The sequence below is a fragment of the Pseudomonas sp. IT-P294 genome, assembly GCF_949767865.1.
GTDB lineage: Bacteria > Pseudomonadota > Gammaproteobacteria > Pseudomonadales > Pseudomonadaceae > Aquipseudomonas.
Genome location: NZ_CATKQW010000002.1, coordinates 1 through 14202, shown reverse-complemented (window position 1 = coordinate 14202; position 14202 = coordinate 1). Strand labels below are relative to the sequence as shown.

Genomic DNA, 14202 nt, shown 5'->3' with positions numbered 1-14202 from the left:
CCACTGGTGCGCTAAGGTGTAACGAAACGTTAGCGCTCCACCGCAGTCAGTAGCTCATCACTCTGCTTTCGCTGCATCGGCAAAAAGGCCCGCAATGCTCACACTCTTCAAGCAAGAAAAGTTTCTCCTGCTGGCGCTGCTCGCTGCCGTCGCTGCTTATCCACTGGAACACTGGATGTTGCACAGTGGCCAGCCGGTTGCACTCGCTGCCGGCCTGGTCCTGATCGGTTTCATCGTCGCCGCCTCCATGCGCGTGGCCCATCACGCCGAACTGCTTGCCGAGAAAGTCGGTGACCCCTACGGCACGATGATCCTGACACTGGCTGCGGTGCTGGTAGAGGTGGTGATCCTGGCGATCATGATGAGCAACGAAGCCTCATCGACCCTGGTGCGTGACACGATTTATTCGGCGGTCATGCTCGACATCAACGGCATCCTCGGCCTTGCCGCGTTGATGGGCGGGATCAAGCACGGCGAGCAGTCTTACAACGACGATTCGGCCCGCAGTTACAGCGTGATGATCCTCACCGCCATGGGCGTCTCGATGGTGGTGCCGGAGTTCATTCCCGAAGCCAACTGGAAGGTGTATTCGGCGTTCACCATCGGTGCAATGATCGTGCTCTATGCCCTGTTCCTGCGCATGCAGGTGGGGCCACACAGTTATTTCTTCAGCTACAGCTACCCGGAAAAACGTCGCAAGAAACTCCCGGAAGAAGCACCTGAACCGGTCAATCTGACGCTGAGTATCGCCACCTTGGTGTTCGGCGTGGTGGTCATCGGCGCGTTGGCCGAGGTGATGTCCAAGACCCTCGACCTGGGCCTGGAAGGAACAGGCGCTCCGCCGGTGATCACGGCGATTCTGGTGGCGGCGATATCGGCAGCCCCGGAAATCCTCACCGCGTTGCGAGCGGCATTGGCCAACCGCATGCAGTCGGTGGTCAACATTGCCATGGGGGCGTCGCTGTCGACGGTGATCCTGACGGTGCCGGTGATGGAAGCCATGGCGCTCTACACCGGTCAGCCGTTCCAGATGGCAATGACCCCGGTGCAGACGGTGATGATCTTCCTCACCTTGATCGTCAGCGCGATCAACCTCAACGATGGCGAAACCAATGCCATCGAAGGGATGACTCACTTTGTGCTGTTTGCAACATTCATCATGTTGTCGCTGTTGGGCCTCTGAAATCACCACAAATCCCTGTGGGAGCGAGCCTGCTCGCGATGACGGAGTGTCAGCCGACCTTGATAGTGTCTGGCACACCGCTATCGCGAGCAGGCTCGCTCCCACAGTTTTTGATGGATGTTGTGTCAGGTGCCGGCGATCAGCTGCCGGGCAGCCTGGCTGTGATCGGCGATCAGACCTTTAAGATCCAGCCCCTCAACCTGCCCGTCAATCACCCGCCACTTGCCACCCACCATCACCCGATCCGCGCGATCCGCACCGCACAGCAGCAACGCCGACACCGGATCATGACTGCCGGAGAAGCGCAGTTCGTCAAGCTTGAACAACGCCAGATCCGCCTGCTTGCCCACCGCCAGTTCGCCGATATCCGTGCGCCCGAGCAAACTCGCCGAGCCCTTGGTCGCCCAGCCCAGAACCCGTTCCGGAGTGATCTTTTCCGCGCCGTAACGCAGCCGCTGAATATAAAGCGCCTGACGGGTTTCGAGCATCATGTTCGAGGCATCGTTGGACGCCGAGCCGTCCACCCCAAGACCCAGCAACGCGCCAGCAGCGGTCAGGTCCAGTGTTGGGCAAATGCCAGAGGCCAGGCGCATGTTCGAGCTCGGGCAATGGCAGATGCCAGTGCCGGCCGCGCCGAGGCGGGCGATTTCGTCCGGGTTGAAGTGGATACCATGAGCCAGCCAGGTGCGCGGGCCGAGCCAGCCGACGCTGTCCAGGTAATCCACGGTGCGCAGGCCGAAGCGTTGCAGGCAAAAGTCTTCTTCGTCGAGGGTTTCGGCCAGGTGAGTGTGCAGGCGAACGTCGAGTTTATTGGCCAGCTCGGCGCTGGCGGACATGATTTCCGGGGTCACCGAAAACGGCGAGCACGGCGCCAGAGCGATCTGGATTTGCGCGCCATCGCCACGCTCGTGGTATTCGGCGATCAGGCGCTGACTGTCGGCGAGAATCACTTCGCCTTCCTGCACGGTTTGCTGCGGTGGCAGGCCGCCGTCCTTTTCGCCCAGGCTCATGGAGCCGCGCGTCAGCATGGCGCGCATGCCCAGCTCGCGGACGCTCTCGACTTGCACGTCGATGGCATTTTCCAGGCCTTGCGGAAACAGGTAGTGGTGGTCGGCGGCGGTGGTGCAGCCAGACAGCAGCAATTCGGCCAGCGCGACTTTGCTGGCAAGGGCGAGTTTTTCAGGGGTCAGACGCGCCCAGACCGGGTACAGGGTTTTCAGCCACGGGAACAATGGCTGATTGACCACCGGCGCCCAGGCGCGGGTCAGGGTTTGATAGAAGTGGTGATGGGTGTTGATCAGCCCCGGCAGGATCACATGCTCGCGAGCATCGAAAACCTGTCCACAAGGCGCGCTAGGTTGCTGGCCGGCAGCGAGCACTTCGACGATCAAACCGTCTTGCAGCACCAGTCCGCCACGGGCATCGAGGCCATTGGCAGTGAAGATTGCGAGGGGATTTTTTAACCAGGTACGGGTCGCAGGCATGGTGGCCGGCTCCTCTGAAAGTGGGGTTCAGGTTAGCCAGCTCAGTGATTACCCTGTCTGCTGATCCAGGGTCGCCGCGGGGACGAGGAGCGAAGTTTACTCAGATTGAGCGCCGCAGATCCAGTGTGGGAGCGAGCTTGCTCGCGATAGCGGACTAATGGTCGACATCGATGTTGAATGTGCGACCGCTATCGCGAGCAAGCTCGCTCCCACAGGGGGCGGCGGTGTTTACCAGGGAATGGTTTCACCCCGGTAATTCACGAAGTGATGCCCGCCCTTGCCGGTGTATGCGTTCACCTGATCAATGAGACCACGGGTGCTGGTTTCCACATCGATGTCGGCGCCTTCACCGCCCATATCCGTCTTCACCCAGCCTGGATGCAACGACAACACGGTGAGTTTCTGCTCGCCCAATTGGGTCACGAAACTGTTGGTCATCGAGTTCAACGCCGCCTTGCTGGCCTTATACAACGCCAGCTCCGGCGCGTCCGGCATGGTCACGCTGCCCAGCACCGAACTCATGAAGGCCAGTACGCCGGTATCCGGGCGAATCTGCCTGACAAAACGCTGTGCCAGATTGATCGGTGCCACGGCGTTGGTGAAGAACAATTGGCCGACCTCGGCCAAGGTCGCACCGCCCGGTGTTTGCACGTCCGGGCCTTTGACTCCGGCATTCACGAACAGCAAATCAAACACTTCGCCCTTGAGCTGTTGGCTCAGCGCGATGACCGCCTGCTGGTCATCCATATCGAGTTTCTCGATCCGCACCTTGCCCAGCGCTTGCAGTGCTTCGGCATTCTGCGGATTGCGCACGGTGGCGGTGACTTGCCAGCCGTCGGCCAGCAGGGTTTTCACCAGACCGAGGCCAAGGCCACGGGAGGCGCCAATGATGAGTGCGGTTTTTGCCGTAGACATGAGGGGCTTCCTTGATCAATGAGGGTCACGGATTTAATGGACAACGCTGGCCGAGCCGTTGCTGCAACTCACTGCGCAGCGCGCCCAGTTCGTCCATTCGGGTTTCAATCAGTTTGAGTTTGTCTTGCAGCAATTGCGTGACGGCACTGTCCGGGTTGGGCGACTGCCACAACGCGGCGACACTGTTAGCGATCTCGCCGAGGGTAAACCCCAGCCGTTGAGCCGTCTTGATATACAGCACCAGTTGCACCATGTCCGCCGGGTAGTCGCGATATCCGTTGGCCGTGCGTTGTGCCGCGATCAACCCGCGTTGCTCGTAAAAGCGCAACGTGTCGCGACTGACGGCGCAGGCCTGGGCTAATTCACCGATGCGCATCATGACGTCTCGAGAGGGGGTTGACCTTGGAGCATACTCCAGGCTTTAGCCTTTTTGCTCCCTGATTTTATGGAGCAAGAAGGATGTGGACTTCAACGCAATATCGCCGGTTGGTGCGGGGTAGCGCCTGGTATGACTTGATCGTGACGGCGGCGTTTGCCACGCCGTGGAGCTTCACCGCATTGCATGGAGTGTTGTCGAGTTTGAGTCAGGCTATCAACCTGCCCGGTGAATTGCCGGCGTTCGAGCCGATGCACATGCTGATGGCCAATCTGTTTGGCTCGATTGTGTGTATCTGGGCGGTGCTGCGCATCCGCGATCCGCAGCAGATTTTTGGTCGGTATGACGCGGTGGGGCGGTTCCTGTTTGCGGCTTGGATGCTCTATGCCTTGGTCCACGGCGCCAGTTATTTGCTGGTGATTTTCCTGGTCTTGGAGTTGGCGTGGGGCTTAGCTCAAGTGTTGCCAGTGCGGGCGTCATCGCGAGCAAGCTCGCTCCCACAGGGGAATACGTTCTAATGTGGGAGTGAGCCTGCTCGCGATGGGGCCAGTGCAGGCAACCGCTAATGCCCGGTCTGCCACGGCTGCCCCAACGACACCGGCGCATACAACCGCGTACGCAGCGCATCCCGCGACAGCAGCACCAACACCACAATGGTCGCGACATAAGGCAGCATCGCCAGCAGGCTCGACGGAATCGCCAGCCCCAATCCCTGCGCCACCAAATGCAGGATGCTGGCGAGTCCGAACAGATACGCCCCCAGCAGCAACCGCCACACCCGCCAACTGGCAAATACCACCAGGGCCAGGGCAATCCAGCCGCGACCGGCACTCATGTTCTCCGCCCACATCGGCGTATACGCCAGGGACAAATACGCCCCGGCCAAACCGGCCATCGCGCCGCCGAACAGCACCGCCAGCGTGCGCACGCCCAACACCGGCAAGCCCATCGCGCTGGCCGCCTCCGGGTTTTCCCCGACGGCTTGAATGATCAATCCGACGCGGCTTTTCACAATCACCCAGGCCACCAGCACGAACAGCGCGAACGACAGGTACACCAGCAGATCCTGGGCAAACAGCATTCGTCCGATCAGCGGAATGGCACTCAAATAAGGAATCGCCACCGGCTCAAAACCGGCCAGTGGTTTACCGACCCACGCCGCGCCGACAAAGGTCGACAGACCGACGCCGAAGATCGTCAACGCCAACCCGGTGGCCACTTGATTGGCGTTGAACACCAGCGCCACCAGCGCAAACAGCGACGACAACAGCATCCCCGCGAGCATGGCCAGCAATACACCGAGCCACAGGTTGCCGCTGTTCAGCGCGACGATAAAACCGATCACCGCGCCAAACAGCATCATGCCTTCCTGGCCGAGGTTGAGGACGCCGCTCTTCTCGCAGATCAACTCTCCAAGGGCCACCAACAGCAACGGCGTACCACAACGAACCATGGCGTAGAAAATATTGCTCAGCAGATCGATATCCATCACAGCGCTCCTGCCTGCACGGCATTGGTGTGCGCACGGCGGGACCAGCGCAGGTTCAAACGGGGTCGGTAGAGAATCAGCACGTCACTGGCCAGCAGGAAAAACAGCATCATCCCCTGGAACAACTGCGTGATCGCCTGTGGCAGGTTCATGCTCATCTGCGCGCTCTCGCCGCCGATGTACAGCAGCGCCATCAACAGGCTGGAAAAAACAATGCCGATGGGATTGAGCCGTCCGAGAAACGCCACGGTGATCGCCGCATAGCCGTAACCGGGCGAGACTTGCGGCACCAGTTGACCGATCGGCCCGGTGACTTCGCACACCCCGGCCAACCCCGCCAACCCGCCACTGATCAGCAGTGCCAACCAGATCAGGCGCTTCTCGCGAAAGCCGACGAAACCTGCCGCACGCTTGTCCAGCCCTAGCACTTTGATCTGGAACCCGACAAAGCTCTTCTGCAGCAACACCCACACCGCCACCAACGCAAGGAGCGCGAAATACACCCCGGCGTGAACCCGGCCGTCCTCGATCAACAGCGGCAGACGACTGGCATCGCCAAACATAGCCGACTCTGGAAAGTTGAAGCCGGCAGGATCTTTCAGCGGCCCATGCACGCAGAACAGCAACAGGTTCAAGGCGATGTAATTGAGCATGATGCTGGTGAGGATTTCATTGGCATTGAATCGCGTGCGCAACCACGCCGTCAGACCGGCCCACGCCGCGCCGGCCAGGGTGCCGACGAACAGGATCAGCACCAGCGCCCAGCGACTTTGCATGTCGATAATGTTCACCGCCAACGCACTGCCGGCCAGCGCACCCAACAACAGCTGGCCTTCGGCGCCGATGTTCCAGATCCGTGCTTGATACGCCACTGCGAGGCCCAGGGCGCAGAGCAGAATCGGCAACGCTTTGACGAGCAACTCAGAGACGCCATACAGGTCGCTGATCGGCGCAATCAGCAGGGTGTGCAGCGTCAACAATGGATCGTGTCCCAGCGCAATAAACAGCAGCGAGCCGCAGCCCAAGGTCAGGACCGCCGCCAGCAACGGCGAGCACCACAGCATCAGGCGCGATTGCTGGCCACGGGGTTCGAGAGAAAGCAGCATGTAAAACTCCGTTAAACCGCAGCGGGTGCGAGGGATTGAGGGGCGTCGAACTGGCCGGCCATCCAGCCGCCGACATCGATCAGGCGTGTGTCGAGCGTGGCTCTGAGTGGCGACAGATGTCCGCTGCACAGGGCGCCGAGGCGGTCGCTGATCTGGAACAGTTCGTCGAGGTCTTCGGAGATCACCAGGATCGCCGCGCCAGCATCGCGCAAGGCAATCAAGGCACGGTGAATGGTGGCGGCAGCACTGACGTCCACGCCCCAGGTCGGGTGCGCGGCCACCAGCAATTTGGGTTGCTGGAGGATTTCCCGGCCAAGGATGAACTTCTGCAAATTGCCGCCAGACAGGCTGCGCGCGGGTGTCTGGCTATCGGGTGTTTTCACCGCGAAACGCCGGATGATCTCTCGCGCCAGAGCTTCGACCTTGCTGCGCTGGATCAACCCGTGGCTGACCAGCCCTTGCCCAAATGCGCTCAGCAGGGCGTTGTCGGCCAGGCTCAAATCGGGCACCGCACCGTGGCCCAGACGCTCGGCAGGCACGAATGCCAGACCGAGCCGACGCCGCGCATCGGGCCGCAAATCGGCAACCGGTTGTCCGCCGAAACGGATCGTCGCGTGGTCATTGCGGGTCAGCCGTTCTTCACCGCTGAGCAAGGCCAGCAATTCATCCTGACCATTGCCTGCCACACCGGCGATTCCGACGATTTCACCGCTGCGCACTTGCAGGTCAATGCCTTTCAGGGAGCAGCCAAACGGGTCCGGGTTGTGCCAGGACAATCCGTTCACGTTCAAAAATGCCTCGCCGCCCGTCACCTTCGGATACTCGGTGATCAGCGCGGCAGCCTCGCCGACCATCAGTTTCGCCAGTTGCTGATCCGAGCACTGCGAAGGCACGCAATGGCCGGCCACCCGTCCGCCGCGCAGCACCGTGGCGCTGTGACACAAGGCACGAACTTCGCCGAGCTTGTGGCTGATAAACAGAATGCTGCAGCCCTCGGCCGCCAGTCGGCGCAGGGTAATGAACAGTTCATCGGCCTCTTGTGGTGTCAGCACCGAGGTTGGCTCATCGAGAATCAACAGGCGGATGTCCTGCATCAGGCAACGGACGATTTCGACTCGCTGCCGTTCGCCGATCGACAGGCTGTGGACAAGTCGCTCCGGCTCCAGCGCCATGCCGTAGCGCCGGGAGACCTCACGAATTCTTGGCACCAGCTGTTTCGGCGTGCCGGCCGCCGCGCCCATCGCCAAGGCAATGTTCTGCGCCACACTGAGGGTTTCGAACAATGAAAAATGCTGGAACACCATGCCGATCCCCAGCCCGCGAGCCTGTGCTGGATTGCGCATGTTCACACGCTGACCTTGCCAGATCATCTCCCCGGAATCGGCATGGGTGACGCCGTAGATGATCTTCATCAATGTGCTTTTCCCCGCGCCGTTTTCGCCCAGCAGTGCATGGATTTCACCGGGGGCGATGCTCAGGTCGATGGCGTCGTTGGCCAGGCATCCGGGGTAACGTTTGCTGATTTTGCACAATTGCAGACGGGGGATTTGATCAGGGGTCGGCACGGGGTTGGGCATGACGGGCTCGGTTCGATGGGCGTTATACCTGTGGATAAAGCAATTTCCTGGCCATTGAGTCAGGAAAACTGAAAATCCACGTCGGTAACGGCTTTGCCGGCGGGGCCTCGCCATATTTCGATCCCGGCTCGGCACCACTTGAGGGCAAAGTGTTTGATCAGGCTCTGATTTTGCCCAGGCACTTTGATCAAAAAACGAGCAACACGCCGTAAGCTATGCCAGATAGGGGGCTGCGCCAGCCATGAACGGGTTATCCACAGGTTGCTCCACAGTATTTGTGCGCAAGCCGAAAGCACGGGCATAAGCACCGCGCGGCTATCTCTAAAGGTGATAAACCACTCTAACTATTTGTTTTTTCGTTAAATTTGTCTTGTTGGTGGCAAATTGGACGAAAAGTGAGCAAACACCGCAAAGCCGCATGACAGAAGGGTTACAGCAGAATGTGCTCAGGTTATCCACAGCCGGGTGCACAGCAGATGTGGGCAAATACATCGACTCGATGAAAGGATGGTGAACGGAGTTGGTGCGATCAGTGCTGCAACAGAATGCGTCCGCGACTCAAATCCGCGAGTTGGGTTTGCAAGAGGTCGATGCGTTCCCTGCCGATTGCCAGTTGCAGTTCCACGCCGTTGGCGGTGAACGTTTCTTCCACCACCAGACCGCCCGATTCTGCGACCCGCAGTTTCACCAGGGCCAACTCGCCAAAGGCGCAGGCACAGTTGACGGGCACTCGACTGATCAACTCAACCTTCGCCGCAGCTTGCAGGCACTTGTTCGCGCCACCGCCGTACGCCCGGGCGAGGCCGCCGGTGCCCAGTTGAATGCCGCCGTACCAGCGGATCACCAGCACCGCGACCTGATCGCAATCCTGCGCTTCGATCGCCGCCAGAATCGGCCGGCCGGCGGTGCCACCGGGTTCGCCATCGTCGTTGCTGCGATATTGGTCGCCCAGTTTCCAGGCCCAGCAGTTGTGCGAGGCATTCAGATCGCTGTGCTGCTCGATGAACGCCTGAGCCTCAGCGGGGCTGGAGATCGGCGCGGCGAAGGTGATGAAGCGGCTTTTGCGAATCTCTTCGCGAAACTCGCAAAAGCCGCTGAGGGTAGAAGGCATAAGTGTCTTAAATGGTTGGCGTCAGGCCGCAGCCCTTGAGGACGATGCGGATCAGGTTGTTGCCGGCGTCTTCCATGTCTTGCTTGGTCAGCTTGGTACGGCCGCTGACACGGCAGATCTGGGTGGCGAAGTCTGCGTAATGCTGGGTGCTGCCCCACAACAGGAAGATCAGGTTGACCGGATCGACCGGGTCCATCTTTCCTGCGTCGATCCACGCCTGGAACACCGCGGCCCGGCCCTGGAACCAGTCGCGATAATCCTGGTTGAAATACTCGGTCAGGCACTCGCCACCGCTGATTACTTCCATCGCAAAAATGCGCGAGGCTTGTGGCTGGCGGCGCGAGAATTCCATTTTGGCGCGGATGTAACGAGTCAGCGCTTGCGCTGGATCGTCCTGGGCGGTGAGGGTGTTGAAGGTGCTGTCCCACAACTGAAGAATGTTGCTCAACACCGCGACGTACAAACCAAGCTTGTTGGTGAAGTAGTAATGCAGGTTTGCCTTGGGCAACCCGGCATTCAAGGCGATGGTGTTCATGCTGGTGCCTTTGAACCCGTGACGGGCGAACTCGTCTTCGGCGGCTTTGATGATGGTCTCTTCGTTCTTCTGACGAATGCGGCTGGCAGGTTTGCCGCCGTGAGCGGGGACTTCAAAGGTCATAGGCACTTCCAGACTGTTGAGTGGGTGCAACCAGTGCGTTGATAGCGCACCCACAGGCTCCAGACAAGTCCCGAGGCAATAAAAGCCCTAGCGTGTTGCCGCCAGACTCTCCAAAAAGCTTTCCAGCACCAGATGGGGGCGCCGGCCCTTGCGAGTGACCGATGCGAGGCTCAAGTCATAAAAGCGTGCCTTGGGTTTAAGGGCACGCAATCGACCTTGTTGCACCCAAAGGCTCGCGTAATGATCCGGCAGGTAACCGATGTAGCGTCCGGTCAGAATCAGGAAGGCCATGCCTTCGCGGTCCGAGGCACTGGCGGTGCAATTGAGTGCCTGGTAATGCGCCTGAATCTCGGCCGGCAAGCGGAACGTCGGGGCGATGGCGTCCTGGCTGTTGAGGCGCTCGTCGTCCAGTTGTTTGTCATCAACGTAAAACAATGGGTGCCCGACCGCGCAATACAGCAGCGAGCGTTCGCTGTAGAGCGGCTGATATTCCAGGCCCGACAGCGCGCTGGCCTGCGGCACGACACCGACATGCAAGCGGCCGTCGAGCACGCCTTGTTCGACTTCGTTGGGCGCGATCATGCGGATCTGAATCTGCACGTCCGGCCCGCGTTCCTTCAATTGCGCCAGCGCGTGGGTGATCCGCATGTGGGGGAGGGTGACCAGGTTATCGGTCAGGCCAATGGTCAACTCGCCGCGCAGATGCTGGTGCAGGCCGTTGACCTCGGTGCGGAAACTTTCCAGCGCACTTAATAGCTGCAACGCCGATTGGTACACCTCGCGACCTTCTTCGGTCAGGGAAAACCCGGCGCGCCCGCGTTGACACAGGCGCAGGCCGAGGCGTTGTTCCAGATCGCTCATTTGCTGGCTGATGGCTGAGCGGCCAATGCCCAGCACCGATTCCGCCGCTGAAAAGCCACCGCATTCCACCACGCTGCGGAAGATGCGCAGCAGTCGGATATCAAAGTCGCTGACTTGGGCCAGTGGATCGGGACGGCGAGTGCTCATGCGTTAATGACTCAAAGTTTAGTAGCGACCAGACTGAACGTTAGAAGAGTTGGATTTCACAGACTTTATCTCCGTGGCAATTTAGCTGCAAGAACGCTTTTCATCTCCACGCCGCTTATCGCCCTGCGAGGTTTTGCCCATGAACTTGCCTGAAAATGCCCCGACTTCCCTGGCCAGCCAGCTCAAGCTCGATGCTCACTGGATGCCCTACACCGCCAACCGCAATTTCCAGCGTGATCCGCGACTGATCGTGGCGGCTGAAGGCAGCTGGCTGACGGACGACAAAGGCCGCAAAGTCTACGATTCGCTGTCCGGTCTGTGGACCTGCGGCGCCGGGCACACCCGCAAGGAAATTCAGGAAGCGGTCGCCAAGCAACTGGGCACCCTCGATTACTCGCCGGGCTTCCAGTACGGTCACCCGCTGTCGTTCCAGCTGGCTGAAAAAATCACAGACCTGACGCCGGGCAATCTCAACCACGTGTTCTTCACCGACTCGGGTTCCGAGTGCGCCGACACTGCGGTGAAGATGGTCCGCGCCTACTGGCGTCTGAAAGGCCAAGCGACCAAGACCAAAATGATCGGCCGTGCCCGTGGTTACCACGGCGTGAACATCGCCGGCACCAGCCTCGGCGGCGTCAACGGCAACCGCAAAATGTTTGGCCAGGCGATGATGGACGTCGATCACCTGCCGCACACCTTGCTGGCGAGTAATGCCTACTCCCGTGGCATGCCGACAGAGGGCGGCATCGCCCTGGCGGATGAACTGCTCAAGCTGATCGAACTGCACGACGCTTCGAACATCGCTGCTGTATTCGTCGAGCCAATGGCCGGGTCCGCTGGCGTGCTGGTTCCGCCACAGGGTTACCTCAAGCGTCTGCGCGAGATCTGCGATCAGCACAACATCCTGCTGGTGTTCGACGAAGTGATCACCGGTTTCGGCCGTACCGGTTCGATGTTCGGCGCAGACAGCTTCGGCGTGACGCCGGACCTGATGTGCATCGCTAAACAAGTCACTAACGGCGCGATCCCGATGGGCGCGGTGATTGCCAGCTCCGAGATCTACCAGACCTTCATGAATCAGGCGACGCCTGAGTACGCAGTCGAATTCCCGCACGGCTACACCTATTCCGCACACCCGGTGGCTTGCGCCGCTGGCCTGGCAGCCCTCGATCTGCTGCAAAAGGAAAACCTGGTGCAGAGCGTGGCCGAAGTCGCACCGCATTTCGAAAATGCGCTGCACGGTCTCAAGGGCTCGAAGAACATCATCGACATTCGTAACTACGGCCTGGCCGGCGCGATCCAGATCGCACCGCGTGATGGCGATGCCATCGTGCGTCCGTTCGAAGCCGGCATGGCGCTTTGGAAAGCCGGGTTCTACGTGCGCTTCGGCGGCGACACCCTGCAGTTCGGCCCAACCTTCAACAGCAAGCCGCAAGACCTGGATCGTCTGTTCGACGCGGTCGGCGAAGTGCTGAACAAGATCGACTGATTTTCCCCTCTATATAAGTACAAAACAGCAGACGCCCTCGACGGGCGTCTGTGGACAACTTTTCAGGAGCCCTGCATGAGCCTTATCCCGCATTTGATCAATGGCGAACTGGTAACCGAAGACGGTCGCACGGCCGACGTGTTCAACCCGTCTACTGGCCAGGCCATCCACAAGCTGCCGTTGGCTAGCCGTGAAACCATTCAGAAAGCCATCGACTCGGCCAAAGCTGCGTTCCCGGCGTGGCGCAATACGCCACCGGCCAAGCGTGCGCAGGTAATGTTCCGCTTCAAGCAATTGCTGGAGCAGAACGAAGCACGTATCGCCCAATTGATCAGCGAAGAGCACGGCAAGACTCTGGAAGACGCTGCCGGTGAACTGAAACGCGGTATCGAGAACGTCGAGTTCGCTTGCGCAGCGCCGGAAATCCTCAAGGGTGAGTACAGCCGCAACGTCGGGCCGAACATTGATGCCTGGTCGGATTTCCAGCCACTGGGTGTGGTTGCCGGTATCACTCCGTTCAACTTCCCGGCGATGGTGCCACTGTGGATGTATCCGCTGGCGATCGTCTGCGGTAACTGCTTCATCCTCAAACCGTCCGAGCGTGATCCAAGCTCGACATTGCTGATCGCTCAATTGTTGCTGGAAGCCGGTCTGCCTAAAGGTGTGCTGAGTGTGGTGCACGGCGATAAGGCTGCGGTTGACGCGCTGATCGAAGCGCCGGAAGTCAAAGCGCTGAGCTTCGTGGGTTCGACGCCGATTGCCGAGTACATCTATGCCGAAGGCACCAAGCGCGGCAAACGCGTCCAGGCACTGGGCGGCGCGAAGAACCATGCGGTGCTGATGCCGGATGCGGATCTGGATAATGCCGTCAGTGCTCTGATGGGCGCTGCGTATGGTTCCTGCGGCGAGCGTTGCATGGCGATCTCGGTGGCCGTGTGTGTTGGCGACCAAGTGGCAGATGCATTGGTGGCCAAACTGACGCCGCAGATCAAGGCGCTGAAGATCGGTGCCGGTACCTCCTGTGGTCTGGACATGGGCCCGCTGGTTTCCGCTCAGGCTCGTGACAAAGTGAGTGGCTATATAGAAGACGGCGTCTCGGCCGGAGCTTCGTTGGTGGTCGATGGCCGTGGCTTGAGCGTAACCGGCCATGAAGATGGTTTCTTCCTGGGCGGCTGCCTGTTCGATAACGTCACGCCAGAGATGCGTATCTATAAAGAAGAGATCTTCGGACCCGTGCTGTGTGTCGTTCGGGTCAATAGCCTGGAAGAGGCCATGCAACTGATCAACGATCACGAGTATGGCAACGGCACCTGCATCTTCACCCGTGACGGTGAAGCGGCGCGGTTGTTCTGTGACGAGATCGAAGTCGGTATGGTTGGCGTCAACGTGCCATTGCCGGTGCCGGTGGCTTATCACAGCTTTGGTGGCTGGAAGCGTTCGCTGTTCGGCGATCTGCATGCGTACGGTCCCGATGGCGTGCGTTTCTATACCCGTCGCAAGGCTATTACCCAGCGCTGGCCGCAGCGGGCGAGCCATGAAGCATCGCAATTCGCATTCCCTAGCTTGTAAGTAGAAAGGGAAAAAGGCCGGCCCCAGGGGCCGGCCTTTGCGTTTCTGGGGCTGTTTGCACCGATATGACAGAATTATGAAAATAGGTGTTGACGGCAGATTCTGGAAGTCTATAATTCGCCCCACTTCCGGCGCAGTCGAAACGGAAAACTCCTTGGTAAACAAAGAGTTACGCAGTTTTCGACAGCGAGTTGCTTCAGGTCATCGAAGCCCAGAAGGAGTCGGTAAGGCAGGTGG

13 protein-coding genes are annotated in these 14202 nt (G+C 59.9%); 4 read left to right on the top strand and 9 right to left on the bottom strand.

Translation table 11 applies throughout. From position 1 onward, the window contains the following. The first annotated feature begins 94 nt into the window (after positions 1-94). Positions 95-1183 (top strand): calcium:proton antiporter, encoded by a 1089-nt coding sequence (locus ACM6I0_RS01325; protein WP_285431958.1) that lies wholly within the window; start codon positions 95-97, stop codon positions 1181-1183. 125 nt (positions 1184-1308) lie between these two features. On the opposite strand, the gene ACM6I0_RS01320 is transcribed toward ACM6I0_RS01325, so the two are convergent. The 3 genes from ACM6I0_RS01320 to ACM6I0_RS01310 form a co-directional block, all read right to left on the bottom strand. Beyond that, positions 1309-2667 carry an 8-oxoguanine deaminase gene (locus tag ACM6I0_RS01320; protein WP_285431959.1) on the bottom strand — a complete coding sequence of 453 codons (1359 nt, stop codon included), beginning with the start codon at positions 2665-2667 and terminating at the stop codon, positions 1309-1311. Positions 2668-2895: 228 nt separating this feature from the next. Further along, positions 2896-3582 carry an SDR family oxidoreductase gene (locus tag ACM6I0_RS01315; RefSeq protein WP_414921299.1) on the bottom strand — a complete coding sequence of 229 codons (687 nt, stop codon included), beginning with the start codon at positions 3580-3582 and terminating at the stop codon, positions 2896-2898. Between the two features lie 25 nt (positions 3583-3607). Then, positions 3608-3958 (bottom strand): MerR family transcriptional regulator, encoded by a 351-nt coding sequence (locus ACM6I0_RS01310; RefSeq protein WP_208672199.1) that lies wholly within the window; start codon positions 3956-3958, stop codon positions 3608-3610. Positions 3959-4041: 83 nt separating this feature from the next. Here ACM6I0_RS01310 and ACM6I0_RS01305 point away from each other — a divergent pair, with 83 nt between their 5' ends. After that, positions 4042-4476 (top strand): hypothetical protein, encoded by a 435-nt coding sequence (locus ACM6I0_RS01305; protein WP_414921298.1) that lies wholly within the window; start codon positions 4042-4044, stop codon positions 4474-4476. 44 nt (positions 4477-4520) lie between these two features. Here ACM6I0_RS01305 and ACM6I0_RS01300 read toward each other — a convergent pair whose 3' ends face one another. The 6 genes from ACM6I0_RS01300 to ACM6I0_RS01275 form a co-directional block, all read right to left on the bottom strand. Next, positions 4521-5447, bottom strand: a complete 927-nt coding sequence (locus ACM6I0_RS01300) for an ABC transporter permease (RefSeq protein ID WP_414921297.1) — start codon at positions 5445-5447, stop codon at positions 4521-4523. Continuing rightward, the gene (locus ACM6I0_RS01295) at positions 5447-6553 is read right to left on the bottom strand and encodes an ABC transporter permease (protein ID WP_285431964.1); all 1107 of its coding nucleotides are present in this window, start codon (positions 6551-6553) and stop codon (positions 5447-5449) included. The genes ACM6I0_RS01300 and ACM6I0_RS01295 overlap by 1 nt, the downstream gene beginning before the upstream one ends. Before the next feature lie 11 nt (positions 6554-6564). Next, positions 6565-8130, bottom strand: coding sequence for an ABC transporter ATP-binding protein (locus tag ACM6I0_RS01290; protein ID WP_414921296.1), 1566 nt, complete (start codon positions 8128-8130; stop codon positions 6565-6567). 529 nt (positions 8131-8659) lie between these two features. Further along, on the bottom strand, positions 8660-9241 hold the full coding sequence (locus tag ACM6I0_RS01285) for an IMPACT family protein (protein WP_414921295.1): 582 nt from the start codon (positions 9239-9241) through the stop codon (positions 8660-8662). A gap of 7 nt (positions 9242-9248) precedes the next feature. Continuing rightward, on the bottom strand, positions 9249-9899 hold the full coding sequence (locus ACM6I0_RS01280) for a TetR/AcrR family transcriptional regulator (RefSeq protein ID WP_285431970.1): 651 nt from the start codon (positions 9897-9899) through the stop codon (positions 9249-9251). 87 nt (positions 9900-9986) lie between these two features. Then, positions 9987-10907: a LysR family transcriptional regulator gene (locus ACM6I0_RS01275; RefSeq protein ID WP_007940170.1), complete on the bottom strand. Its 921-nt coding sequence runs from the start codon at positions 10905-10907 to the stop codon at positions 9987-9989. Positions 10908-11046: 139 nt separating this feature from the next. Here ACM6I0_RS01275 and ACM6I0_RS01270 point away from each other — a divergent pair, with 139 nt between their 5' ends. Together ACM6I0_RS01270 and ACM6I0_RS01265 are read left to right on the top strand one after the other, a co-directional pair. Continuing rightward, a complete protein-coding gene (locus ACM6I0_RS01270) occupies positions 11047-12396 on the top strand; it encodes an aspartate aminotransferase family protein (RefSeq protein ID WP_208670133.1) in 1350 nt (449 codons plus the stop codon). A 75-nt stretch (positions 12397-12471) separates the two neighbouring features. Continuing rightward, on the top strand, positions 12472-13965 hold the full coding sequence (locus tag ACM6I0_RS01265; RefSeq protein WP_222589655.1) for a CoA-acylating methylmalonate-semialdehyde dehydrogenase: 1494 nt from the start codon (positions 12472-12474) through the stop codon (positions 13963-13965). Positions 13966-14202 lie beyond the last annotated feature (237 nt).